The organism is Mycobacterium neumannii, from assembly GCF_048452905.1.
Lineage (GTDB): Bacteria > Actinomycetota > Actinomycetes > Mycobacteriales > Mycobacteriaceae > Mycobacterium > Mycobacterium neumannii_B.
Genome location: NZ_JBCGVF010000006.1, coordinates 220,257 through 245,739, shown reverse-complemented (window position 1 = coordinate 245,739; position 25,483 = coordinate 220,257). Strand labels below are relative to the sequence as shown.

Genomic DNA, 25,483 nt, shown 5'->3' with positions numbered 1-25,483 from the left:
CGTGCCACAGACTCCGCGACTCGAGGTCGGTGACAAAGCCCCTGCGTTCAGCCTGCCCGACGCCGACGGCAACACCGTCAAGCTGTCCGACTTCAAGGGCCGCAAGGTCATCGTGTACTTCTATCCGGCGGCCTCGACCCCCGGCTGCACCAAACAGGCCTGTGATTTCCGCGACAACCTCCACGAACTCAACGATGCCGGCCTCGACGTCATCGGCATCTCACCGGACAAGCCGGAGAAGCTGGCCAAGTTCCGCGATAAGGAGAAGCTGACCTTCCCGCTGCTGTCCGACCCGGATCGTGAAGTGCTCACCGCGTGGGGCGCGTTCGGGGAAAAGACCATGTACGGCAAGACCGTTCAGGGTGTGATTCGGTCGACGTTCGTCGTCGACGAGAAGGGCAAGATCGAGGTCGCCCAGTACAACGTGCGCGCCACCGGGCACGTCGCCAAGCTACGACGCGACCTGTCCCTCTGAGCCCAGGTTCGCCAGCAACAGGGCCTCGGACACGGCGGCGCGTTCCAGCACCCCGAGGTGCAGGCTCTCGTTGACGCTGTGCGCCTGTGTCGCAGGGTCTTCCACGCCGGTCACCAGGATCTTCGCCGACGGGAACGCATCGGCGAACTCAGCGATGAACGGGATCGAACCGCCGACGCCGGTATGGACGGGCTCGGAGCCCCACGCCTCTCGGAAGGCCGCTCGGGCAGCGTCGTAGACCGGGCCGGTGGCGTCGATGGCGTACGGCTGCCCGTGGTCACCCCGGGTGACGGTCACCTGGGCACCCCACGGGGCGTGCTGCTCGAGATGGCGGGTCAACGCCTCCATGTGCTGTTCCACGTCTGCACCCGGCGCGATGCGCATGCTGACCTTGGCCCGTGCTCGCGGGATCAAGGTGTTGGACGACTTGTCGATCGGCGTCGTGTCGATCCCGATGATGGTGATCGCCGGTTTGGCCCACAACCGCTGCGGCACTGAGCCCGAACCGATCTCGGACACACCCGCCAGCAAGCCGGTCTCCTCGCGGACACGCTCGGGTGGGAAGTCGACGTCGGCGGCCACACCCTCGTGCAGGCCGGTCACCGCGACGTTGCCATCGTCGTCGTGCAGGCTGGCCAACAATCGCACCAGCACGCTGACCGCGTCGGGCACGACGCCACCCCACAGCCCGGAGTGAAGGCCGTGGTCGAGCGTGGCCACCTCGACGACGCAGTCGACGAGCCCGCGCAGCGACACCGTCAGCGACGGCACCTCGGTGCTCCAGTTGTCGGAGTCGGCGATGACGATCACGTCGGAGGCCAGGGCGTCGTGGTGCGCGGCCAGCAGCCGCGACAGTGACGGGGACCCCGACTCCTCCTCCCCTTCGACGAACACGGTGACGCCGACGGGCGGGTTGCCGCCGTGCGCGCGGAAGGCCGCCAAATGTGTTGCGATGCCTGCCTTGTCGTCGGCGGTGCCTCGACCGTAGAGGCGTCCGTCACGCTCGGTCGGTTCGAACGGCGGCGAAAGCCACTGCGCCGGATCGCCTTCGGGTTGCACATCGTGGTGGGCGTACAACAACACCGTCGGCGCTCCGATCGGTGCGGGATGGCGCGCGATGACGGCGGGCGCACCGCCCTCGCTCACGATCTGTACATCACCGAAACCGGCGTCGGTCAACAGCTTCGCCACCGCGTCGGCGCTGCGTTGCACCTCGCCGCGCCGCGCCGGGTCCGCCCACACCGATTCGATGCGCACCAGATCTTCCAGATCGCGCTGAACCTCCGGCAACACCTCACGCAGCCTCTGCACCAGATCGCCCATGGCGACGACACTAGCTGGTCAGTCACCTGCCGCGAGCGACCGCGAAGTGCCGCAAATCCGCGGCGTGTCGTGTGCGGACACGGTCGCTCGCCTACTGGCGTGGGGTCGCTCGCATGTCGGGGTTAGCGCTCTTCGAGGATGGCGACGGCGGCGGCGGTGCCCGCCTCGTGGGTCAACGACAGGTGGATCGTCACATCCTTCAGGTGCTCGGCGATCGCGCCCGACAGCCGCACCTTCGGCCTGCCCCACATGTCGGTGATGACCTCGATGTCGCGGTGGATACCCTCGGGCAGCACCGGCCGCTTGGAGAACCGCGACCCCGACCACGCCTTGATGACAGCCTCCTTGGCCGCCCAGCGCGCGGCCAGATGCCGCGCCGCCGACGAACTCTTGTCGGCGGCGTCGCGCCGCTCACCGGGGGTAAACGTCTCGGCAAAGACCGTCCCGGGCTGGTCGACCTGTTCGGCGAACTCGGGAATGGAGACCAGATCGATCCCCACCCCGACTATCGCCATGGGCCGAACGCTATCTCATACCCTTCGCGCGTCGCGCAAGCGCTCATCGCCCGCTTCCGCCGGGCACATACACGTCGTCGTCGCCGAGCCGCGATGCCGGATCGAGAAGCATGTCGGCTTCCTGCCGCTTCTCGGGGGCGTCGTGGCCGAACCGGCGGTCGGCCGGCTTCTCGTACAGCGACTTGCCGCCGGCGATCGCCGATGCCAGCCGGTGTTGGCCGGCCAGCACCCGGGCATCCGCACGCTGCTTGTAGTCGGCGCGCTGCTCGGGGCTCAGCGCGGCAAGGAACGCCTGCGGATGCACCAGCGCGATCAGACCGGACACATGGCCGAAGCCCAGGCTGGTGATCAGCCCCGCCTTCAGCGGGAACGAGCCGCCGAAGTGCAGGGTCTCCCGCAACCACACCATGTGCGCGGAGCCGGCGAGCTCGTCGTCGACACAATCCAGGCTGCGGTTCGGCGGAATGACACCGTCGCGCAGGATCTGACACAGCCCCATCATCTGAAACGCTGCCGCGCCGCCCTTCGAGTGACCGGTCAGGCTCTTCTGCGACACCACGAACAGCGGTGCCCCGTCCGAGCGACCCAGCGCGTCGGCGAGCCGCTCGTGCAGCTCGGTCTCGTTGGGATCGTTGGCCAGCGTCGACGTGTCGTGCTTGGACACCACGGCGATGTCGTCGGGTCCGACGCCGAGTTCGCCCAGCGAGTTCGCCAGCTGCGACTTGCGACCGCCGCGGCCTGCGGCCAACGCACCAAGACCGGGCGCCGGGATCGACGTGTGCACACCGTCGCCGAACGACGACACGTAGCCCACCACCGCGAGCACGGGCAGTCCCATCTTGAGCGCGAGATCGCCGCGGGCGAGCAGGATGGTCCCGCCGCCTTGGCCCTCGACGAACCCGAGCCGACGACGATCGTTAGCGCGGGAGAACTTCGAGTCACTGATCCCCCGGGCCCGCATCATCGCGGTGTCCGCGGTCGCGGCCATGTCACCGAACCCGATGACCGCTTCGAGGGTCGTGTCGTCGTACCCGCCGGCGACCACGAACTCGGCCTTGCCCAGCTTGATCTTGTCGACGCCCTCCTCGACGGAGATGGCCGCCGTCGCACAGGCACCGACCGGGTGGATCATCGCCCCGTAACTGCCGACATAGCTCTGGACGACGTGCCCGGCGATGACGTTAGGCAGGACCTCCTGCAGGATGTCGTTCGGCTTGTTCCGGCCCAGCAGGTTGCCGTGGTACATCGTCTGCATCGACGTCATACCGCCCATGCCGGTGCCCTGCGTGCTGGCCACCAGGCTCGGGTGCACCCAGCGCATCAGCTCGTTCGGGCTGAACCCCGCCGACAGGAACGCATCGACGGTGGTGACGAGGTTCCAGATCGCCAGCCGGTCAATGGAGTTCGTCATCTCCTGGCTGACACCGTACACCATCGGGTCGAACCCGGTCGGGATCTGCGCGCCCACTGTGCGGGACAGCTTGACCTTCCGCGGAACCCGGACCTCGGTGCCCGCCTTGCGGGTCACCTGCCAGTCGCCGCTGTCGGGCACGGGCGCGATCACGGTGTGCTCCGGATCGAACTTCAGGAATCCGCGGGCCTCGGCCTCCGACGACACGACGAATGTGAAGTCCTTATCGAGGAAGACCGAAACCAGAAGCGGCGACGCGTGATCCGGGTCGATCGCTCCGTCGTCCACCCATTCGCGGATACCGACCCGCTCGACCACGGCGTCGTGGTAGCGCTCCACCAGCTCGCCCTCGTCGACCAGGTCACCGGTTTCGGTGTCGTACCAGCCCGGCGTGGGATCGTCCTCCCACTTGACCAGCCCGGTCGTCCACGCCAGTTCGAGGACGCCGGCGGCCGACAACTCGTTCTCGACCTCCATCTCGAAACGGGTGCGCGAGGAACCGTACGGCCCGAGTTCGGCGCCGCCGACGATCACCACCATATCGGCGGGATCGACGTCGAGGTCGGCCCACTCGGGCGCCGGCGCGGACTTGTAGCCGCGCGGCGGTGACGGCAGGGCACGCACGGTGCCCTCGGGATCGGTTTCCTCAGTGTGGCTTTCGGTCACCATCTCTTCGCGGGCCTTGGCGGCCAGCTCGGCCATGTCGATGTCGACATCGGCCAGCCCGCCGGTGAAGTCCGCCTGCAGCGGCTCACGCGCCGCGGCGACCTTGGCCTCGATGTCGCACAGCCCGAGCAGCATGCCCGCCATCTCGTCGGTGGTGAACGTGCGCACACCGGCCTCTTCGACCGCACCGACGATCGCGTCGTTGTGGCCCATCAGACCAGTTCCCTTGGTCCAGCCGATCAGCGCGTGTGCAAGCGAAACCCGCTGCGCCCACGACGACTCGGCCTTCCACCGCGAGACCAGCGCGTCGAGCGAGGACTTCGCCTCGCCGTAGGCGCCGTCGCCGCCGAACATGCCGCGGTTCGGCGAACCGGGCAGCACCACGTGCAGGCGTGCGGCGATGTCGCGCTCGGCGCCGATGTGCGACAGGCCGGCGATCAGCCGCTGCACCGCCCACAACAGCACCTTCATCTCCATCTCGGCGCGCGACCCGGCGTCGGACAGGTCGCCCGCCACCCGCGGCGCGGCGAACGGGAACAGCAACGTCGGGGTCTGAGCGTCCTTGATGTGGATCGACTGCGGCCCAAGGCTTTCGGTCTGCTCGGTGCCGACCCACTGAACCAGCGCGTCGATGTCGGTGTAGGACGCCATGTTGGCGGGCACCACCCACAACTTCGCGTTCCAGCGGGCGTGGTCGCGGTAGAGCGTCCGGTAGAACGCCAGCCGGTCGTCGTCTAGCTTCGACGTCGTCGCGATGACGGTGGCACCGCCGTCGAGCAACTGTGCGACCACCGACGCCGCGATCGAGCCCTTGGACGCGCCGGTGACGACGGCGACCTCGTGGTGGTAGCGGCCGGTGCCCGGATTCTCGGCACCCGCGGCCGCGCGGCCGTACAGCGAGGCGTGGATGTTGCGACCCGCGGCCAGCGCCTTACCTTGCCACCACGTGGCCTGCGTACCGACCACGTGGCCTGCGCCCTCGAAGCGTTCCGAGAGTCGCTGCCAGCCCTTGTCGATCTCGTCCTCGTCGTACAACCAGAGACGGGCCAGGTCCTCGCGGGCGCTGGCCCAGCGGTCGTCGAAGAGCACCGCCTTGCGACCGTCGAACACGGGCGCCACCAGTCGCGGCCAGTCCGAACCCAGTTCGGCGGTGACCAGATCGATCAGCTCGGCGTCGGTGGCCTCCGGCACCGGGACCGGGGTCTCCAGGCCGAGCTGTCCCAGGATCATCCGCGCTGCCGAGGCGAGCACGCCGTCGGGGCCGGTGACCCGTTCGGCGAACTCGGTCAGCGCGGCGGAATCCACCACGCCCCCACTGCTTCCCGCGGCCGAAGGCAGAGACACCGCCACACCGCGGCGTGCCGCCACCGAGGCGACCGCGCTGTCGATGACCTTGTCGACGGTGGCGGCGTCGGCCAGCGCGCCGTCGTGCAGGCCACCCAACTCACCACCGCGCACGCTGGTTCCCTCACGGGTACCCAGCGCCACCTCGACGGTGACATGCTTGATCCAGCCCGGGCCCAGCTCCCAGGTCTTGGTGACCCGCTCGCCGATGTAGGCCGGACGCTTGCCGGACGGCCCGAAAGCGGTGCGCAGCTGGTCGTTGACCGCGTCGGACAGCACGGGGCCGAACGGTTTGTAGGTCCTGGCCAGCTTGGTGACCTGTCCCTTCAACGCGGCCAGGTCGGCTTCGCCCGCCCCGTCGATGGCACCGAGGTTGAGCTCGGAGCCGAGATCCACCAGCAGCTGGTTGCGCCGCGAAGACGCACCGTCGGTGATCGACTCGATGGAGTCCAGCGGCTCGATCTGGTCGATGCGCATCTTGGCCGACAGCGCGATCAACGCCATGGTGGCGTCGGAGGCGTCGAACGTCAGGTCGTCGGGTCGCGGAGCGCCCGCGGGTGCGACAGACGGCGAAGGACCGCCCGCGGGCGCGGCCGCCGCCGGGGCGGCCGGTGCGGCCGTCTCGACGGGCGCCGCGGCTTCGGCCGCGGGAGCCGGGGCCGGTGCGTCCTCGAGTTCGGGCTCAGGGTCGGTGTCGGTGGCGAACAACACCGCAGCGTCGCGCTCCGAGTTCAGCACTTCGGTTGTGCTGTGCGAGTACTCGGGAAGCTTCAGTGTGTTGGCGGCCAGACCCGCGACGGTCGGCGCGGACTTCACACCGATCTCGACGAAGCGCTCGATCCCGAGACCGCCCGCGGCCTCCTCGATGAACAACAGGTCCTGGGTCTCGATCCACCGCACCGGGCTGGCGAACTGCCACGCCAGCAGCTCGATGACGATCTTGCGGCAGAGCTCGCGTGGCTTCTCGTTACGCCAGGTGTCGTAGTCGGCGAGGATCTCGTCGAGCGGCTCGGCAGGCACCAGATCCCTGATCTCCTCGATGAAGTCGCGATCGAGTGTGAACGGACGCGGCACCAGGTTCGGAATGTACTTGCCGACAATGAGATCCGGATCCTGATCGCGCGGCATCACCCGCTCCAGGGAGCGGCGGAAGTCGGCCACGCCGACCCGCAGCACCGAGGAGTGGAACGGCACGTCGATGCCGGGCACCAGGATGAACGACCGCTTGCCGCCGCTGATCTCGCGGCGCCGCTCGACCTCCTCCTCCAAGGCCTCGAGGCCGCGCACCGTGCCGGCGATCGCGTACTGCGAGCCGCGCAGGTTGAAGTTGACGATTTCTAGAAATTCACCGGTACTCCGGGAGACGTCAGCAACAAACTGTTTGACGTCGGCATCGTCGAGGTCGATCTGCGACGGCCGGATCGCGGCGAGCCGGTAGTTCGACCGGCCGAGGTGGTCGCGCGGCACGATGTCGTGCATCTTGCTGCCGCGGTGGAACACCACCTCGAGTAGCGCCTCGAGCTCGTAGACGCCGCTGACGCACGCGAGCGCGGTGTACTCGCCGACGGAGTGACCGCAGGCGATCGCACCCTCGACGAACGCGCCCTGCTCCCGCATCTCGGCGACCTGGGCGGCGGCCACGGTCGCCATGGCGACCTGGGTGAACTGCGTCAAAAAGAGCACACCGTCGGGATGGTGGTAGTGCACACCGCTGGCGATCAGGCTGGTCGGGTTGTCCCGCACCACGTGCAGCACCGAGAAGCCCAGCGTCTCGCGGGTGAACTTGTCGGCGGTGTCCCACACCTTGCGGGCCGCCTTGGACCGGGCTCGCACCTCCATGCCCATGCCCTTGTGCTGGATGCCCTGACCGGGGAACGCGTACACGGTTTTCGGCGCGGCCAACTGCGCCGTCGCCGACATCACGAGCTCACCGGCGACCTTGGCGCTGATCTCGAGAATCTCGGCGCCGCGGTCGATTCCGACGCGGTCGACGCGGAACTCGATGTCGTCACCCGGCAGCACCATGCCGAGGAACCGCGACGTCCAGCCGACCACCCGGGCCGGCGGGGCGGGCCTGCCGTCGGTAGCGGCCACGACGTGCTGCGCGGCCGCCGACAGCCACATGCCGTGCACGATAGGCGATTTCAGACCCGCGAGCAGCGCGGCGGCGCGGTCGGTGTGAATCGGGTTGTGGTCTCCCGACACGACGGCGAACGCACTCATGTCGGTGGGCGCGGTGACCGTGACGTCCCGGCGGCGACGACGCTGGGTGTCGGTCGCGTTGTCGGTGACCGCACCGCCCGCGCGCGACGGGTCGCCCAGTTCGGCAGCACCGGTGCGCCCGCGGATCGCGAAGCGTTCCTCGAGCTCGGCCAGCAGCGTGCCCCCGGTGTCGCGGATCTGCACCGACACGGGTACGACGCGACCATATTCGGTGTCGCGGGCAGCCGAAGCGGTTGCGGTGACGGTCAATTCGGCCCGGTCCTTGGGCATCTGCGTCAACAGGTGCGCAGCGTGGTCGAGGTGGACCAGGCTCAGCAGCCCTTCGATGACGGGGAAACCGTCATCGGTGATCGCCGAGCCGATCGCGGCGAACACCGCGGGCCAGCAATAGCCGACGAGCGCGTCGGGCACCAGCGTCAGGCCGGGCGCCAGCGGCGCACCGAACGCGGCGGTGACCCCGGTGTGGTCGGCGACCCGTTCGGGGTCCCAGTCCGCGGTCACCGTCGCGGTGTTGTCGTGCACCGGTGGAAGGGCATCGGGCCCGTCCACACCGGCGGCGATCGCGAGCACGGAACGCATTGCGACCGAGGCGTCTTCGACGGTGACGACCGGCATGCCGCCGTTGACGGTGCACGACGGCAGGGTGAACGGGATGTCGATCCAGATGTCGGACAGCGGGACGCTCAACGTCACGCGCTCACCGCTGAGCTCGAGGCGGGCACCGGTCGACGGGTGGGTCGCACTCCGGTTCTCGTTGGCCTGCCACTCGTCGGGACAGCCGATCCGATGCACCGGGTTGATCGCGACGCGGCCGGCCCACAACACGTCGGGCGAATCCAGCACCACCGCAAGCGGGCCGGTGACGTCGGCGCGCGCCTGCCGGCGCGACACCACCTTCACCGGTTGGCCGTTGACGACCACCGCCTCGTCGATGGCGGCCTGCTCGAAGCGGTCGAGCAGCTCACCGACCGGCTCGTCGACGCGGGTGATCCCCGCGACGGCCTGGGTACCGGGGATGATGCACACCTGGTCGGCGGTGTAGCGGGCGTCGTGGGCCTGCCACAACGAGTCGCTGCGCCACCACCGACGCACGTCCTTATCGATCACCGGGACGAAGTTGACCGGCTTACCCGGCTTCTTGCACAGCGTGACGAACCATGGCACGTCGGCGGGGTGCAGGCGCAGCGTCTCGGCCTCCGGGTAGCGCCCTGCCAGGGTTGCGATCGCCCGAGCCGGATCGTCCAGCAGCGCAGCGTCATTGAACAGCGTCGGGATCGGGCCGGAGTCCTGCGGGTGCAGGCGAGCTTCGGCGCGGTGCAGCATGTCAGCGAACCGCTCGCGCCAGGTATCGGCCAGCCATGGGCTGTCGGCCAGTTTGGTGTCGGCGGTGCTGTCGTCGTCACCGATGGCCAACTCCACGTAACGCTGCAGCCACTGCAGGTAGGTCATCTCCCCGATGTCACCGAAGTACGGCTTGCAGGTGGTGGCCATCGCCGCGATGATCTCGTCGCGCCGCTCGGCCACGGCCTCGGCGTCACCGGCGACCTCGTCGAGCAGCCGGCCGCACCGCGAGGCGGCGTTGTCGATCTCGTGGATGTCCGCACCGAGCTGGCTGCGGCTGGATGCCATGCCGCCCTGCGCTTTTCCGGCGCTGATCCAGTGGTCGGTTCCACTGGTCTCGACCAGCATCTGCTTGACGGCCGGAGACGTGGTGGCCTCCAGCGTCGCCATCGCCGCGGTCCCGACGAGGATGCCGTCGACCGGCATGGCCGGGAAGCCGTACTCGGAGGCCCAGCGTCCGGACAGGTACTCGGCAGCGCGCTCGGGGGTGCCGATGCCGCCGCCGACGCAGACGGTGATGTTCGACAGCTTGCGCAGCTCGCCGTAAGTGCTCAGGAGCAGGTCGTCGAGGTCTTCCCAGGAGTGGTGTCCACCGGCCCGGCCACCCTCGATGTGGACGATGACGTCCTTGTTCGGCACCTCGGCGGCGATCTTGATGACCGACTTGATCTGGTCGACCGTGCCGGGCTTGAACACCACGTGCTTGATGCCGACGGTGTTCAGTTCGTCGATCAGCTCGACGGCTTCCTCGAGCTCGGGGATGCCCGCGGAGACAACGACACCGTCGATGGGCGCACCCGACTGACGGGCCCGCTGCACCAGGCGCTTGCCCCCCAGCTGCAGCTTCCACAGATAGGGATCGAGGAACAGCGAGTTGAACTGCACGGCACGGCCCGGCTCGAGCAGGGTGGTCAGCTCGGCGATGCGGTCGGAGAAGATCTCCTCGGTGACCTGCCCGCCGCCGGCGAGCTCGGCCCAGTGTCCGGCATTGGCTGCGGCGGCGACGATCTTGGCGTCGACGGTCGTGGGGGTCATGCCCGCGAGCAGGATCGGCGAGCGCCCGGTGAGGCGGGTGAACTTCGTCGAGAGTTTCACCGAACCGTCGGGCAGCTGGACGGTGGTCGGCGCATAGCTCGACCACGCTGGCGGAACCTCGGGTTCAGCGCCGACCGTGAACAGGTTGCGCTGTCCCACCCGGGTGGCGGCGGGGACGATGCCCACGCCCAGCCCGCGGATGATCGGGGCGGTCAGCCGAGTCACGGTGTCGCTGGGGCCGAGGTCGACGATCCACTTCGCGCCCGCATCGTGCAGCCGCTCCACCTCGGCGACCCAGTCGATCGGGCGCACAAAGATCGCCTCGGTCATTTCGTGGGCGAGATCGGGGTCGATGCCGCACTTGGCAGCCCACCCGTCAACCACCTCAACACCGTCTGCCAGCCGCGGCGTGTGGAAGCCGACCTCGACCTGCACGCCGTGGAAGACCGGGCTGAAGATCGCGCCACCGCGAACCTTGTTCTTGCGCTCGGCTTCTTCCTTCTCGGTGATCTTGGAGCAGTAGAGCTCGAACCGCCCGAGCTGCTCGGGGGTGCCGGTGATGACGACCGAACGCCTGCCGTTGCGGATCGACAGCACCGGCGGCAGCACTGTGCGCACATCGGAGGAGAACTCTTCGAGCAGTTCTGCGATTCGGTCGGGATCGACGTTGGTCACCGACACCATCGGCGACTTGTCGCCGCGGCCCACCATGCCGCGCCGACGGGACACCAGTGACCCAGCCGCGCCGATCAGCTGCAGCAGCGCCAGGAGTTCGGCGTCTTTGGTGCCGCGCGACCGCAGGGATTCACAGGCCATGATTCCCTGCGAGTGCCCGGCCATCGCGACAGGCGGGGCGTCGTACAGATCCAGGCCCTGGCGGACGGCGGCGCGGATCGCGGCCATCTGCGCCAGCAGGATCCCGGGTCCGGAGATGGCCGCGGTGATGAGTTGCTTCGTCGCGGGCAGAGGCTCGTCGGCGGCCAGCGCGCGCACCCATTGCAGCGGCTCAAAACCGATCGGGCGCACGACGACCAGTTCGCGTGCGACGGGCTCGAGGAGAAGTGCCGCCTCACCGACCACCTCGCTGAGTTCGGACTCGATGCCGGCCGAGCTGACCAACTCCTCGAGGTTCTCCAGCCACGAGCCGCCTTGGCCGCCGAAGGCCACGGCATAGGGCTCGCCGGAGTTCAGCCGATCGACGAGGGCCTGATTACCGGCATGGGCCGCTCCCGCAGTGCGGTCGGTGGTCACCCGGTGCTGCTCGTTGATCGTCACGTCTCGTTATCTCCCTCTGTCCCGCGTCATGCTCGTCGTCGGCTGTCGTCTCAGAAGCTCGGATGGCTCCCGGCTTCCTGCCGCGGCGCCACGCGATTCGGCGTCGAATCCGCTGGTCCGGTCGGGCGGTTTCGAGGCCTTCCGAGGTTTTGTCGTGACCTCGCCGAACCGCCTTCCGTGCACTCCAGCCGTACTAAGAGTGTCATAAGAAGCGCGCTCGATTTCGCACCCGAAATGGTTACTGACGGGTTCTACGCTCGGGTAACCAGCGGTTGGATAACGTGCAGTTCGACACCGGCCGAAGGTATTCGGGACAAACGTCCTGCATGAAGGTGGTTACGGTCGAGTAGGCAGAAGTGCCCTGATCACGGCGGTTTCGTTATCAAATCGTTATGAAGAAATTTTCGACGCGTCTCACCAGCGGCGTCGCCGAGCTCAGACGAGACAGACGGGCGTGATCTGTCTTCTCGGAGCCGTCGGCCACCGAGAAAAGTTTGCTGAACGTACTTACTGATCGGTAAGGTTTAGTCCCACTGCCCAAATTGGGGCTTGAGGATGTGGTTGATGTCCACGCCGACCCCCGCGATCGATCGGCTGTCGATCTCGACCTGATGCAGATGGGCGGCCGCATGCGCGACCTTCCCCGGCGATCCCCAGTTGTGCTGCCAGTAGTACGTTCCGATGCCGTCCTGTAGCGCCCACTCGATCGTCTTCGAGTTGGCATAGACACCGACGCGCTGCTTGCCCAGCACCGCTTCCCAGCCACGCAGGTACGGGGCCACCTGCTGTTTGTACTGCTCGTAGGTCGGATTGTCGTCGATCGATGCATAGATCGGCGCGCCTTGAGGGCCGCCGGCGGCGACGTGCAGCTCCCAGCCGCGTTTCGCGTGGGCCACGCCGGCGTTCTGGCCGCCGAGCCAGTCGGCAGTGTCCTTCTTGCCGTACTGATAGCAGGACGCGATTTTCAGCCCAGCCTGGTACAGGTCGCGCGCCTCGGCCAGTTGGATCGGCTTTCCCAACATCCATGCGCCGCCGGGTCGTCGGTCGGAGACGTAGCGAACCGCCCCCATGGCGCCCGCCGCTCGGATGTCGCTGGCCTTGAGCACACCCGCGGCGTAGTCAAGGAGAATCCCAAGCGGCGCCGCCGACGCGGGTGCGGCGTGCACACCGCCACCGAGGACGAGCGCCGCAGGCGCAGCCACCGCGCCCTTGAGGACGGTCCGCCGCGATATCGGCCACGATCCTGACACGTGCCACAGAATACGACAGCCGTCACAGCAATCACGCGGATGTCACTGGCAACATCTGCACCAATCTTCGCTCTCTCGGCGCGGCGTTGCCGAGCTAAGCCGAAACGCGAAATCATCGGGTAGCACGGTTCGACGATCCGCCAACCGACCGAGGAGTGACACCCATGGCGCGCAGGCCGCCCACCGCCGCGCGAACCGGCTTGATCGTCATCACCTGTGCTGTTCTGGTGTTCGCGCTGACGTCCGGATGCTCACCCGGGCAACGGTCCCCCGCGGGCCAGGAGCCACCGAACATCGAACCGCTCAGCTCGGTCGGCGAGGGCGAGGGCCGACTCAACCTGATCGCCTGGGCCGGATATGCCGAAGACGGCTCCAACGACGCGCAAGCCGACTGGGTGACGCCGTTCGAACAGCAGACCGGATGTCAGACCGAGGTGACGCTGGGCAACACGTCCGACGAGATGGTCGGGCTGATGCGCAGCGGGCGATACGACGGGGTGTCGGCCTCCGGGGACGCGACCCTTCGGCTCATCTACGCGGGCGACGTGGCTCCCGTGAACACCGCACTGGTCCCCCACTACGAATCGATCTCGCCGTTCCTCAAGGACAAACCGTGGAATTCGGTCAACGGTCAGATGTACGGCATCCCGCACGGGTGGGGCGCCAACCTGCTGATGTACAACATCGCGGTCGTGCGCGACGCGCCGAACTCCTGGGCGGCGGTCTTCGACGACGCCGACAGGTACCGCGGCAAGGTCACCGCATACGACTCGCCCATCTACATCGCCGACGCGGCGTTGTACCTGTCCAAGAAGAGACCCGAACTGGGCATCGACGACCCGTACTCGCTCGACGACCGGCAACTCGACGCCGCCGTACACCTGCTCGAAGAGCAACGCCAAAGCATCGGCGTGTACTGGTCGGACTATCTCAAGGAGGTGGAGGCGTTCGAGTCCGGCGCCTCCGTCATCGGCACCACCTGGCAGGTGATCGCCAACACGATCGGGGCGCGCAACAAGGTTCCGGTCAACACGGTGCTGCCCAAAGAGGGGTCCACCGGTTGGTCGGACACGTGGATGATCGCATCGAAGGCCGCGCACCCGAATTGCATGTACAAGTGGTTGAACTGGATCTCCTCGCCGGAGGTCAACGCCGAGGCCGCCGAGTTCTTCGGCGAGGCACCCGCCAACGCCAAGGCCTGCGAGTTCACCACCGAGCGCGACTTCTGCGACATCTACCACGCCACCGATGCGAGCTTCGCCGCCAAGATCCACTACTGGACCACACCGCAGAAGAAGTGCGTCGACGGCGGCGGTGACGACTGCACCGACTACGACGAGTGGGTCGAACGATGGCGGCAGATCACCGAGTGAGCGGGCCGCGCTGAGGGGGTCCCGCCTGTCCGCCGAGTAGACCGCCCACGCTGTATTTCGCGTCGGATATGTGACGGTGCAGCGCCTCGTCCAGGCGAGTGGACACGACGCTGGTCCACAGGTTCCGGTACTCGCGCACCGTCCGCGTGAGCTCATCACCGCTTTCCGCCGTCGGCGCGTACTCTGCGCCAAACCGTGCCGCGACGAAGTCGTCGAGGGCCTCGAAGAACTGAGCCGCCAACGCGTCGACAGGCCCGTCAGTGGCCTCGACGATGTGCGACAGCACTTGCACGGATAAGAGTGGATCCGCCGACTGCGCCACCGCCCGGCGCACCGCGGTATCGGTCAACACCACGGCGCCATCGACCACCTCCGCCAAGCCGAACTCGACCAACTGCCGCACCTCGTGGCTGTCGGCGCCGATCGCAAGCCCCTCCCCGTTCGCCTCTGCCGACACGGACGCTTCCCGGGCGTCTGCTTCGGGTTGAGGACGACCCAGCACGGCCCGCTGGATGCCGAGGATGTCGGCGAGGTCGGCGCCCTCACGCAGGCTGGCGAAGAACTCGGCGATGTGGGCGGAGTTGAAGCCGCGGCGGTGCAGCTGGTTGATGGTGCGCAATTGTGAAAGGTGGTAGTCGTCGTAGAACGCCGACCGGCCGACCCGGCGCGGCGGATCCAGCAATCCACGCTCGCGATACGCACGAATGTTGCGGGCGCTGACACCGGAGATCTTCGCCAGCTCGTTGAGGCGATATTCAGTCAACGTAGCGAACCCCGCCGGGGGCGCGTGCCGGCTGAGCCACGCGGCGATCCATGCGATCACTGTAATAGCGCCGACGGTCGCGAGCAAACTATCGACCTCGCGGCCACTGTCGCTCTACGAGGCGATCATAGTGCTTCTATCAGCGTCAATTTAGTAGTCTCAATCGAGAACCTACGCGAAACCACTGTTGCTAGCCAACTCGGCGCCACGGCCCGATCAGGTCGGTGAGCGAACTCACCGGCGCAGAATTAGCGCTGCCGCACGGCCGTGCGGAACCATGGAAAAGTCAGACTTATCAACCGCGGGCGAGAAAGGGTTCGGTGTGCGTCCCTGGATCGTCTGGGCCACCGGCCTGTTTGCGTACATCGTCGCCGTCCTCGACCGCACCACGTTGGGCGTGTCCGGCCTCGATGCCGCCGAGCGGTTCCACGCCACCCCCAGCGTGCTTTCGACGTTCGTCGTGCTGCAGGTCATCGTCTACGCCGCGGCGCAGGTGCCTGCCGGGGTACTACTGGACCGCTTCGGTTCCAAGACGCTGATCCTGATGGGTGCGGCGCTGATGTCCGGCGGCCAACTCACGCTCGCGTTCACCGAATCGCTGCCCACCGCCATCGGGGCACGGGCGGTGGTGGGTCTCGGCGACGCGTTCACGTTCATCTCGGTGCTGCGACTCGTGCCGCACTGGTTCACCCTCCGCCAGGTTCCGCTGGTGACGCAGCTGACCGGTATCTGCGGCCAGCTCGGCCAGGTTTTGTCGGCGGTTCCGTTCTTCGCCGTCCTCAACGCGTGGGGCTGGACGACGGCCTACGTTTCGGTGGCCGCGCTCGGCGTCTTGTCGATGGCGCTGACTGCCGCGTCGGTGAAGAACACCCCGCACGGCAACGCGATAGCGATCCACGCGGTCTCCGTGCGTGAGACGCTGGCAAGCGTCAAGACCGTCTGGCTGCGACCGGGCACCCGACTCGGGTTCTTCACCCATATGGGCACGCAGTTCTCGGTGACCGTGTTCGCACTGATGTGGGGCGTTCCCTACCTGACCAACGCGCAGGGCCTTTCGGCCGGCGTAGCCGGCTTGATGCTGACCGTCTCGGTGATGGCCGCCATTTCGGCGGGGGTGCTGATCGGCATCATCACCGGACGACGGCCACACCGCCGCTCTCGCCTGGTCCTGGCGATCATCGCCAGCAACGCGTTGATATGGACCATTGTGTTGGCGTTACCCGGCAGGGCGCCGCTGTGGCTGCTCGTGGTGCTGATCGTCGTGATATCGGTGGGCGGACCTGGTTCGATGGTCGGCTTCGACTTCGCACGCACCTTCAACCCCAGTGCCACGCTGGGCACCGCTTCCGGTCTGGTCAACATGGGCGGCTTCATCGCCTCGCTGCTGGTGATGCAGGCGATGGGCGCGATCCTCGACGCGACGGGCGGATTTTCCTCCGACTCGTTCCGGCTGGCCTGGACCGTGCAGTACGCGATCTGGACGTTCGCGGTCGTCGGCATTCTCATCACCCGCGGCAAGGCACGCCGGGTGATGAGGGTCGAGCAGGAGCGGATGCTGCTGGAGGGGCTGGATACCAGCGGCCGACACACCGGCGCAGGCGACTGAGCGAACCGATCCGTCAGCGGTTGCGGGCGGTCTCGCGGCGGTTGGCCTTCTTGATCGCCGAGACCAGCTCGTCCTTGTTCATCGACGACCGACCCGAAATATCAAGGTGTCGCGCGATTTCCATGAGGTGCTTCTTTGAGGAATTGGCATCCACGCCCTCGGCGGTGTCGCCCTTGGCGTTCGGGCCGCCGCTGCGCGCGCGCTCATCGGACGGACCCTTCTCGGACTTCGCCTCCCAGTGGTCGCCGACCTTCTCGTAGCTGTGCTTGAGCGCGCTGTAGGCGACGCGGTGCGCGCGCTCGCCCTCGCCGTACTCTTCGGCAGCGGCGTCATGGGCCTTGGCGAAGGTCCGCTGGGCCTTGGCGTCCGACTTCTGCAGTGTGCTGGGCAGTTCGCTCTTCCGGGCGCTGCCGCTCTTCGATGTCTTCGGCATGCAAAATGGCGTACCCGGGCCGTGGGGTGTCGAAACGGTCGGTGCCAAGATACGAGGGTGACCGTCGAGGAGCCCGAGACACCGCCGTGCGCCGTGGCCGTCGTGCTCGCGGCGGGCTTGGGCACCAGGGTCGGCGCCGACGGCAACAAGGCCTACCTCCCTGTCGCGGGTCGACCAATGGCGGTGTGGTCGCTGGAAACCCTGACGACGGTGCCAGACGTCGACCGCATCGTGCTGGTGCACCGAAAGGGTGAGTGGGCGCTGGCGCGGGACATGCTTGCACACGAATTGCCCACCGCCGATGTGGAACTCGTCGAGGGCGGCCACACCCGGCACGGTTCCGAACTCAACGTCCTACGCCATCTGCAAACCGACATCGAGTCCGGGCGCATCGACGTCGTGCTCATCCACGACGCCGCGCGACCGATGGCCAGCGCCGAGATGTTCAACCGCGCCCTCGCGCTCGCCCGCGAATCCGGTGGTGCGATACCGGCATTGCCCCTTCGCGACGTGGTGACCACCGCCCTGCGGCTGCCGGCCGACGGGTCCGCGCTGGTTCGGGTGCAGACACCGCAGGCCTTCCGTGCCGCACCACTGCTCGCCGCGTACCGCAGCTCGGAACGTCACCGCTTCGAGGGCACCGATACGTCGTCGTGCGTCGAGGCGTTCGCCGACGTTGCGGTGCAGACCTTTCCGGGCGAACCGCACAACATCAAGGTGACGTACGCCCGCGACATCGCGACCGCCGAACGTCTGTTGACACCACTCACCGGGCGCGGCTCGCGATGATGGCCTCGAGGAGCGTTCCGTCGTGCGGGAGGTCGACCGTGACGGCCTCCGCGTCACCGTCGACCGTGACAACCGGCACCGCCGAGCGGATGGCCTCGACGGCCTCGTCGAACTCCCCGCCCGACTCGGCGATCAGCCGGCCGAGGTGGTCGGCGGCGAAACCGCGGGGATATTGCACCGTCTGAAGCGTCGACCGATCCAGTGAGGCCGTGACGACACCGCGCTGGTCGACGACCTTCACACTGTCGGTGACCGGCAGGACAGGCAACACGACGGAAGCTCCCTGCCTCAGGCGCTCGACGACCCGAGCCTGCAGCTCCGACGGGGTCAGGGGCTGCGTGACGTCGTAGACGAGCACGTGTGATGCCGAAACAGGCTCGGCCGCAACCTTTTCGAGTGCGGCAGTCAGGCACTGTGCCCGTGTGGCGGTCCCGGCGACCACCACGAGGCCGACGGGTAATCGGTCGCCGGCGAGTAGCGCACGCGCGTCGTCGGCGAGCTGTTCGGCGACCGCCACCACGGCCCTGGCGGGATCGGTGACCGCTTTCAGACAGTCGTGCACGACGCGCGACAGGGGCGATCGGCCCGCCACCGGTTCGAGGGCAGCGCTTTCGGCGGCAGGCACCGTCACGACCGCCGCTAGGGATTGGCCGGTAAGCGCCGTCACGGCGGCGACGCTACACGGGGTCGAACTTGTTGATCAGCCAGCGGCCGTCGGACTTGGTCAAGCCGACCTTGACCGCGCTCGCCGCGAAAGCCCCGTCCGGATTCTCCTTGCTGACCGTCGTCTGGTTGACGAAGACCAACACCACGGCGGTGTCGGGCTGCATCTCGGCCACGCCGGCCTCCACCACAGCAGCGCTGGTCTTGACCTGCTTCTCCTTGACCGCCGGGGTCACGATCTGCTCGGTGAACTGCGTGTAGTAGTTCAGGAAGTCCCCCGTCAGATGCGACTTCGCGTTCGTGAAGTCCTGCTCCATCGAGTCAGGGGCATACGACAAGAGCGCCACGGTGCCCGACTTCGCCGCTTCCAGGGCGACCCTTTGGGCGTCGGGGTTGGTCTGCTGGTCGGCCCGGAACTGGAAGAAGTAAAGCCAGGCCGCTACACCCGCCGATATAACCAGCAGAATTGTCAGCAGAATCGCACCGAGATGCCTCCGCACGGCACTCAGGGATTTCGGCCTGCTCTTCTCGGCCGCTTCCGAGTTGTCGGCCGCTTCCGAGTTGTCGGCCGCTTGCGCCTCCTCGGCCGTCGTCGACTCCGGTTCGACGGCTGTCGATTCCGGTTCGTCGGAGGCCGCGGTCTTCACATTGGCCTCGTCGGGTTTGGTTTCGGCGCTCACGGTACGAACTCGACTTTCGACATTTTGATCTGATCACCCTCGCGGACCAGATCCACCTTCAACCGCCATGAGCGAGGCTCCTGATTGGCACCTGCGGTGTTGGTGACCCGCGAGGTGGCCGACACCAGCGCGGTGGCGTTGGTGTCGGTCATCGACGTCAGCGCGGCAGTGTTCACGGTGACCTCGGTGACCACCTTGGATTCCTTGGCGACCTGGGTGAAGTCCTCGGCCTGGGCCTCGAAGTCCTCCTTGAACTGACCCGTCGAGTTGTCGATGATGCGCTGCACATCTTCCTGGGCCCTGTTGAAGTCCAGCGACATCAGGGTCACGACGCTCTGCCGCGCGGCGGCGGTGAATTCGGCGGTGCGCTGCTGCTCCTCCTGGGCCAGCCGGTGCTGCCACACCATGTATGCGCTCGCGGCGCCGAACGCCAGGATCAGGACGACAGCCACCGCCGCGGCGACGATCTTCCACCTGATTCGCGGCATTCGCAGGCGACGGGACCGCTTCGTCGCCTCAGCGTTGTCGGGCTTCGCTGAGTCGTCGACCACGTCGGTGTCGGCCGCTTCATCGGTCTCGGCTGCCGACGCGTCGTCGGCCTCTGGCTGGGTGGCGTCGTCGGCCACGGTGTCGGTGGGGTCCGCCCCGGGCACCGTCTCCTCGACCGGCTCGGGAACCTCGTCGGCCTCCGAGTTCGGCGCCTTGGAGCCTTTGGCCTCGTCAGCCTGCCTGCGCAACCGGATGGCCTTCGCGCGAGCGCGGGCGGCGGCGGCCAGCGCCTCCGCCTCGGCCGCTTCGGCCTCCGCCTCCTCGGCAAGGCGAAGCGCCTCGTCCGAGTCCGCCGACCGCTGCTCAGGGTCGTCCTGCGACGGCTTTTCGACGCGGTCCGCGTCGATCACCGACTCGCGGCGCCTGAATGACGGCACAGCGCCCTCCTTGTCTGTTTCACCACTAGTGAGAATGCCATTATCGATTTTTGAGTATCGCCGCGACGATACCTGCGCAGGCATCGCCCGGCAAACACTGTCTTCCTGCGGAAATGCTATTTACGCGCTACGCATACGCTCAGCGGCGATTGTCCATAAGGCGGTCCTTCATCACCTTGCCGGTGGCGTTCAACGGCAGGCTGTCGAGGAACTCTACAGAGCGTGGCACCTTGAAACCCGCCATTCGTTCCCGGCTCCACGAAATGAGGTCCTCACCCGTGACGCCGTCGTGGCCGGCGCTGCGCACGATGAATGCCTTGCCCACCTGGCCCAACCTGTCGTCCGGAATCCCGATGACCGCGGCCTGAGCCACCGCGGGGTGTTCGAGCAGAAAGCCTTCGATCTCGGCGGGATAGGCGTTGAATCCGCCGACGATGAACATGTCCTTCTTACGCCCGACGATCCGCAGCCGGCCCGACTCGGTGAACTCGCCGAGATCACCGGTGTGCAGGAAGCCCTCGGAGTCGATCGCGTCGGCGGTCGCAGCGGGGTCGTCGAGATAGCCCTGCATCACGTTGTAGCCGCGCACCAACACCTCGCCGTCGTCGGCGATGCGGACCTCGACGTCCTCGCACGGCAGGCCCGCGGTCGTCGCGACGTCCTCGGGGGTGTCGCCCGGGCGGGACAACGTCACGTTGCCGGCTTCGGTGAGCCCGTAGCCGGTCATCAAGCTCTGAAACGGCAGCTCGTCGCGGATGCGGCGGATCAGCTCCACCGGGATGTCGGCCGCGCCGGTCACACCTGCCCGCAGGGATGCGAGCCGGTCCTTGTCGGCCACGGTCAGCAGCGAGTGGTACAGCGTGGGCGGGCCGGGCAACATCGTGATGCGCTCCCGCTCGACGAGGTCGACCACCGTATCGACGTCGAACGCGGCCACCGGAAGCATCGTGGCGCCCCGTAAGAACGAGGCGATGAGTCCGGCCTTGAGCCCGAACGTGTGGAAATAAGGGTTGATCATCAGGTAGCGATCACCCTCGCGGAGGTCGGCGAGCGTCGCCCACTCCTCGTATGCGCGCAGCGTCTGGAGGTGATTCATCATCGCGCCCTTGGGTCTGCCGGTGGTGCCCGAGGTGAAGATGACGTCGGCGATGTCGGTACCCGTCAGGTCGCCGACGCGGTCGTCGAACGGGGCGCCGGCGGACAGGAACCCCGAACCGAGGTCGATCACCGGCACATCGGTGCTCACCGAATAGTCCAGGCCGAGGAAGTCCTTCTGCACCAGTACGGCCTTCGCCCCGCTGCGGCCGATGACGTCGGCCGCCTCCTCCGGTTTGAACCGGGTGTTGACCGGAACGAGCACACCACCGGCGACCAGCAGACCAAACGCGGCGACGATCCAGTCGGCGGAGTTCGGCGCCCAGATCGCCAGCCGATCACCTTTGGCGATCCCAAAGTCGGCGAACGCGCCTGCCGCGCAACGTATCCGCTCGATCAGCTCGCCGAAGGACAAGCGCAACGGACCGTCGACGACCGCTTCTGCGTCGCCGAAACGGTCCGCTACGCTCAAGACCATCTCGGGGATGGTCTCCCAGGTGTTGATGGCGCTACTCCTCATCGGGCGCGGGGCGCCCTTGATCGTCGCAGCGCCCGTTTATGGCGCTACTCCTCATCGGGCGCGGGGCGCCCTTGATCGTCGCAGCGCGGGGCGTTTCGGTACGTCACACGGTGACGAGGCGACCCAGGTTGCCGCCCATGATCTTCGCCTGATCCTCGACCGAGAGGTGTTCGAGCGCGGTCACGTAGTGCGTCGGTTCGGCCAGGCCCTCGGGGTGCGGCCAGTCCGAGCCGTAGAGCACCTGATCCACGCCGATGAGGTTGATCAGGTCGTCGATGCCCTCCTCGTAGAACGGGCTGACGAAGATGCGGTTCTTGATCTCCTCGATCGGGTTGCCCATGAACGCCTCAGGGGCCTTCTTGTAGACCTCGGCCATCGAGTCCAGCAACGGGAACATCCACTTCGAACCGGCCTCGACGATGCCGACCTTGAGCTTCGGGTGCCGGAACAGCGCACCGTGGATGACCCACGACGCCACGGCGTCCTGGATCGGGCGCCACTCGTTGAGGATCGACATCGCGTTGGTCTGGAACGGCAGCATCTCCTGCGCGACGCCGTCCCACTCCGAGGTGTAGCGCGAGTAGCCGCTGTCCGAGGAGTGCATGCCGACGAAGATGTCGTGGTGGACGACGCGCTCCCAGAACGGGTCGAACTCCGGCAGTGCGAACGAACGCGGGCCGCGGAAACCGGGGACCGGCGCCGGACGGATCAGGATGGCGCGGGCGCCGCGCTCGACCGCCCACTCAAGCTCTTCGATCGCCTTCTCGACGATGGGCAGCGTGATCACCGGGGTGACGAAGATGCGGTTCTGGTAGTTGAAGCCCCACACCTCGTCCAGCCACTGGTTCAGCGAGTGGATGATCACGTGTATGGCGACCGGATCGTCGCGCAGGCGCTCCTCGATCAGGCTGGCCAGCGTCGGGAACATCAGCGACCGGTCCACACCCAGTTCGTTCATCAGCTCCAGCCGCGGAGCCGGTTCGAAGAACGCCGGGATCGAGCGCATCGGCTCACCGAACAGTTCGCGCTTGCTCTTGCCGTCGGGGTTGCCGAACTTGAAGTACTCCTCCCACGCGCCGGGCTTGGCGACGTGCGAGAAGGTCGGGTTCGGGATGTAGTTGCTGATCTGGCCCTTGATCGCGATCTTCGTGCGGCCGTTGACCTCGACGTACTGAACGATGTCCTTGTACTCCTTCGGGAGGTACTTGGTCATCGCCTCGGGTGGCTCGTAGAGATGGTTGTCCGCATCGAACAGCGGAAACGGGATGTCGACCCGGTGTGAAAGTTGTCCCATGGAACACTCCTTTTCTTCTCGCGAGAATCCTATTCTCATTGGTGTCCGGTTCGCAATGTGCTGACGGTCGTGCCGACGGACTTACCCCCGCGCCATGGTTCGCACCTGCTCCCGCAGGACGAACTTCTGAACCTTTCCGCTCGCCGTGCGCGGATAGTCCTCGCCCTCGGGCACCTCGTGCAGTTCCTCGGGCCACTTCTGGACCGCGACACCCGCGTGCTTGAAGTGGGCGCGCACCTCATCAAGCGATGGCATCGTGCTGCCCGGCCGGATGCGAAGCACCGCTGCGGTGCGCTCACCGAGCCGGTTGTCGGGCGCAGCGACCACGACGGCCTCGGCCACTCCGGGCATACCGAGCAGCACCTCCTCGACTTCGAGGGCGGAGATGTTCTCTCCCCCACGGATGATCACGTCGGCCTTGCGGTCGGTGATGGTGAGGTAGCCGTCCTCGTCGAGCACTCCGACGTCGCCGGTGTGGTACCAACCGTCGTCGTCGAACGCCCGCTCGGTCAACTCGTCGTCGGTGTAGCCCAGGCACAAATCCGGTCCGCGCGAGAGGATCTCACCGTCCTCGGTGAGCTTGATCTCCACGCCGGGACGCGGGTCGCCGTCGGTGTAGAGCCGTTTGTCCTCCGGCGCGCTGGGCCGCGAGCCCGTGATGGACGGATGCTCGGTGCTGCCGTAGGAGCGGAACACGAAGAACCCCATGTCGGCGAGCCGGCGCGTCACCGCCGCGGGGACGGTCGACCCGCCGAGACCAACGGTGGTGAACCGGGAACGGTGCGCGTCGGTGCAGTCCGGATGGTCGAGCAGGCTGGTGACGAAGTACGGCGGCCCGCCGCCGATCGACATCCCTTCGGTCTCCATGAGTTTGAGCACCTTGCCGGGATCCCACACGTCGCACAGATCGATCGGGGCGCCCTCGAGCACCGGGATCAGAAACGCACCGACCATGCCGATAAAATGACCGATCGGCGTTGCGGTCAACTGGCGGCCGCGGTCCTTCGGATAGTTCTCGAGCAGCTGACGGGTTTCGAAGCCCAGCGTCTGATGGCTGTGCACAACGCCTTTCGGGTTGCTCGTCGTCCCCGAGGTGAATGCGATCAGCGCCGGGCCCGCCGGATCGGTGGCCAATGTGCCCGCCATCGGGTCGTCGTCGAGGAGCTCGTCGAAACTGTAGACATGCTCCTCGCACAAGCGCTCGTCGGCGCCCACGAGCGCCACGATCGGGACGTCGGCGGCCAGGTCGGGCTGGAATTTCATCCGGCCGAATTCGCGCGTGGTGATGAAGACCTTCGGCCGCGCGGTGGGCAGGATGTGGGCGAGTTCCTTGCGACCATAGAAGTGCACGATCGGCACCACGACCGCACCCAGGAAGGTGGAGGCCCAGAACGCGACCGCGGCCTCCATCCAATTCGGCAGCTGCAGCGCGACGACGTCCCCGGGACCGACCCCGCGCTTGTGCAGGCCGGCCGCGAGGCGACGGGCCTGCAGTTCCACTTCGGCGAATGTGCCCGCGAACGGACGCACATCTGAGTGCACCCAGAAACCGGTATCCGGATTGGCCACCAGGTGCCGGGCCAACAGCTCACCGAGCGTGTCCCGGGTCCACCAGCCTTCCTCCTCGTAGCGTTTGGTCAGCTCGACCGGGATATTGCGCATGGACTCCCCACACTCAGGCGGCTGCTCCGACTCGAGGCGATGCTATTCTCTCAAACCGAGAATGCCAATATCGCAAATGGAGAACGATCGATGGTAGACCTCGAGTTGGAGGACGGCTTGGCGGTCGTCACCATCGACCGGCCGCAAGCGCGGAACGCCATCGCGCCGGAGACCATGGAGCAACTCGACGCCGCGCTCGACGGCGCAGAAGGCGCGACCGCGCTCGTGGTCAGGGGCGCAGGCGACCGGGCGTTCGTGTCCGGCGGCGACCTCAAACAACTGGCCACGCTGCGCACCGAGGCCGACGCGGCCGCCATGGCCAGGCGTATGCGTGCGGTGTGTGATCGCATCGCGTCCTTCCCCGGCGTCACCATCGCCGTGCTCAACGGCCATGCGCTGGGCGGCGGTGCCGAGTTCGCGGTCTCGGCCGACATCCGGCTGGCCGCCTCCGACATCAGGATCGGTTTCAACCAGGTGGCGCTGGAGATCATGCCCGCCTGGGGCGGCGCTGAGCGGTTGGTCGAAATCGTCGGATACAGCAAGGCACTGCTGCTGGCCGGCACCGGCACCATCCTCTCGGCCGAGGAGGCCGAACGCGTCGGCCTGGTCGATCAGGTATTGGCGCGGGAGTCGTTCGACGACGACTGGCGCGCGATCGCCCGCAAGCTCGCCCACCGACCGGCCGGCGAGATCAAGCGCGTGATGAAGGGCGCCTCGACCGACGAGGCCGTCGACGCATTCGCGCGGCTGTGGGTGTCCGACGAGCACTGGGCAGCCGCCGACAAGGCGATGAACCGCGCCAAGTAGTCCGGCGCCCGTCG

The 25,483-nt window shown here is 67.2% G+C and carries 17 protein-coding genes; 5 read left to right on the top strand and 12 right to left on the bottom strand.

Going from position 1 to position 25,483, the window contains the following annotated elements:
- Position 1 precedes the first annotated feature (1 nt).
- On the top strand, positions 2-475 hold the full coding sequence (bcp, locus tag AAHH99_RS18940) for a thioredoxin-dependent thiol peroxidase (RefSeq protein ID WP_418770059.1): 474 nt from the start codon (positions 2-4) through the stop codon (positions 473-475).
- On the opposite strand, the gene AAHH99_RS18935 is transcribed toward bcp, so the two are convergent.
- From AAHH99_RS18935 to AAHH99_RS18920, 4 genes are all read right to left on the bottom strand, one after another.
- Complete coding sequence (locus tag AAHH99_RS18935) at positions 452-1,798, bottom strand: dipeptidase (RefSeq protein WP_418770058.1); 1,347 nt, start codon at positions 1,796-1,798, stop codon at positions 452-454. The two genes, bcp and AAHH99_RS18935, sit on opposite strands and share 24 nt — an antisense overlap.
- 122 nt (positions 1,799-1,920) lie before the next feature.
- Positions 1,921-2,313 carry a holo-ACP synthase gene (locus tag AAHH99_RS18930; protein WP_064396968.1) on the bottom strand — a complete coding sequence of 131 codons (393 nt, stop codon included), beginning with the start codon at positions 2,311-2,313 and terminating at the stop codon, positions 1,921-1,923.
- A 43-nt stretch (positions 2,314-2,356) separates the two neighbouring features.
- Positions 2,357-11,608 carry a fatty acid synthase subunit beta domain-containing protein gene (locus AAHH99_RS18925; RefSeq protein ID WP_418770057.1) on the bottom strand — a complete coding sequence of 3,084 codons (9,252 nt, stop codon included), beginning with the start codon at positions 11,606-11,608 and terminating at the stop codon, positions 2,357-2,359.
- A gap of 524 nt (positions 11,609-12,132) precedes the next feature.
- Positions 12,133-12,858, bottom strand: a complete 726-nt coding sequence (locus AAHH99_RS18920) for a DUF1906 domain-containing protein (protein WP_418770056.1) — start codon at positions 12,856-12,858, stop codon at positions 12,133-12,135.
- A 164-nt stretch (positions 12,859-13,022) separates the two neighbouring features.
- On the opposite strand from AAHH99_RS18920, the gene AAHH99_RS18915 reads away from it, so the two are divergent.
- Positions 13,023-14,231, top strand: coding sequence for an ABC transporter substrate-binding protein (locus AAHH99_RS18915; protein WP_418770055.1), 1,209 nt, complete (start codon positions 13,023-13,025; stop codon positions 14,229-14,231).
- Here the strand turns inward: AAHH99_RS18915 and AAHH99_RS18910 are convergent.
- Complete coding sequence (locus tag AAHH99_RS18910) at positions 14,221-14,994, bottom strand: MerR family transcriptional regulator (RefSeq protein WP_418770054.1); 774 nt, start codon at positions 14,992-14,994, stop codon at positions 14,221-14,223. The two genes, AAHH99_RS18915 and AAHH99_RS18910, sit on opposite strands and share 11 nt — an antisense overlap.
- A 322-nt stretch (positions 14,995-15,316) precedes the next feature.
- Between AAHH99_RS18910 and AAHH99_RS18905 the strand changes: the two genes are divergently transcribed.
- Positions 15,317-16,600, top strand: a complete 1,284-nt coding sequence (locus AAHH99_RS18905; protein ID WP_418770053.1) for an MFS transporter — start codon at positions 15,317-15,319, stop codon at positions 16,598-16,600.
- 13 nt (positions 16,601-16,613) lie between these two features.
- Here AAHH99_RS18905 and AAHH99_RS18900 read toward each other — a convergent pair whose 3' ends face one another.
- Positions 16,614-17,033: a ChaB family protein gene (locus tag AAHH99_RS18900; RefSeq protein ID WP_418770052.1), complete on the bottom strand. Its 420-nt coding sequence runs from the start codon at positions 17,031-17,033 to the stop codon at positions 16,614-16,616.
- Positions 17,034-17,090: 57 nt separating this feature from the next.
- Between AAHH99_RS18900 and AAHH99_RS18895 the strand changes: the two genes are divergently transcribed.
- Positions 17,091-17,822: an IspD/TarI family cytidylyltransferase gene (locus tag AAHH99_RS18895; RefSeq protein WP_418770051.1), complete on the top strand. Its 732-nt coding sequence runs from the start codon at positions 17,091-17,093 to the stop codon at positions 17,820-17,822.
- Here the strand turns inward: AAHH99_RS18895 and AAHH99_RS18890 are convergent.
- The 6 genes from AAHH99_RS18890 to AAHH99_RS18865 all read right to left on the bottom strand — a co-directional run bounded on the left by AAHH99_RS18890 (position 17,800) and on the right by AAHH99_RS18865 (position 24,662).
- Positions 17,800-18,489 (bottom strand): IspD/TarI family cytidylyltransferase, encoded by a 690-nt coding sequence (locus AAHH99_RS18890; protein WP_418770050.1) that lies wholly within the window; start codon positions 18,487-18,489, stop codon positions 17,800-17,802. The two genes, AAHH99_RS18895 and AAHH99_RS18890, sit on opposite strands and share 23 nt — an antisense overlap.
- A gap of 10 nt (positions 18,490-18,499) precedes the next feature.
- Positions 18,500-19,165, bottom strand: coding sequence for a hypothetical protein (locus AAHH99_RS18885; RefSeq protein WP_418770049.1), 666 nt, complete (start codon positions 19,163-19,165; stop codon positions 18,500-18,502).
- On the bottom strand, positions 19,162-20,091 hold the full coding sequence (locus tag AAHH99_RS18880) for a hypothetical protein (RefSeq protein WP_418770048.1): 930 nt from the start codon (positions 20,089-20,091) through the stop codon (positions 19,162-19,164). The genes AAHH99_RS18885 and AAHH99_RS18880 overlap by 4 nt, the downstream gene beginning before the upstream one ends.
- A 139-nt stretch (positions 20,092-20,230) precedes the next feature.
- Positions 20,231-21,706, bottom strand: coding sequence for a FadD3 family acyl-CoA ligase (locus AAHH99_RS18875; protein WP_418770047.1), 1,476 nt, complete (start codon positions 21,704-21,706; stop codon positions 20,231-20,233).
- 103 nt (positions 21,707-21,809) lie between these two features.
- The gene (locus tag AAHH99_RS18870; protein WP_418770046.1) at positions 21,810-23,000 is read right to left on the bottom strand and encodes an amidohydrolase family protein; all 1,191 of its coding nucleotides are present in this window, start codon (positions 22,998-23,000) and stop codon (positions 21,810-21,812) included.
- A gap of 81 nt (positions 23,001-23,081) precedes the next feature.
- The gene (locus tag AAHH99_RS18865; RefSeq protein ID WP_418770045.1) at positions 23,082-24,662 is read right to left on the bottom strand and encodes an AMP-binding protein; all 1,581 of its coding nucleotides are present in this window, start codon (positions 24,660-24,662) and stop codon (positions 23,082-23,084) included.
- Between the two features lie 90 nt (positions 24,663-24,752).
- On the opposite strand from AAHH99_RS18865, the gene AAHH99_RS18860 reads away from it, so the two are divergent.
- Positions 24,753-25,469 carry an enoyl-CoA hydratase/isomerase family protein gene (locus tag AAHH99_RS18860; protein WP_418770044.1) on the top strand — a complete coding sequence of 239 codons (717 nt, stop codon included), beginning with the start codon at positions 24,753-24,755 and terminating at the stop codon, positions 25,467-25,469.
- Positions 25,470-25,483 lie beyond the last annotated feature (14 nt).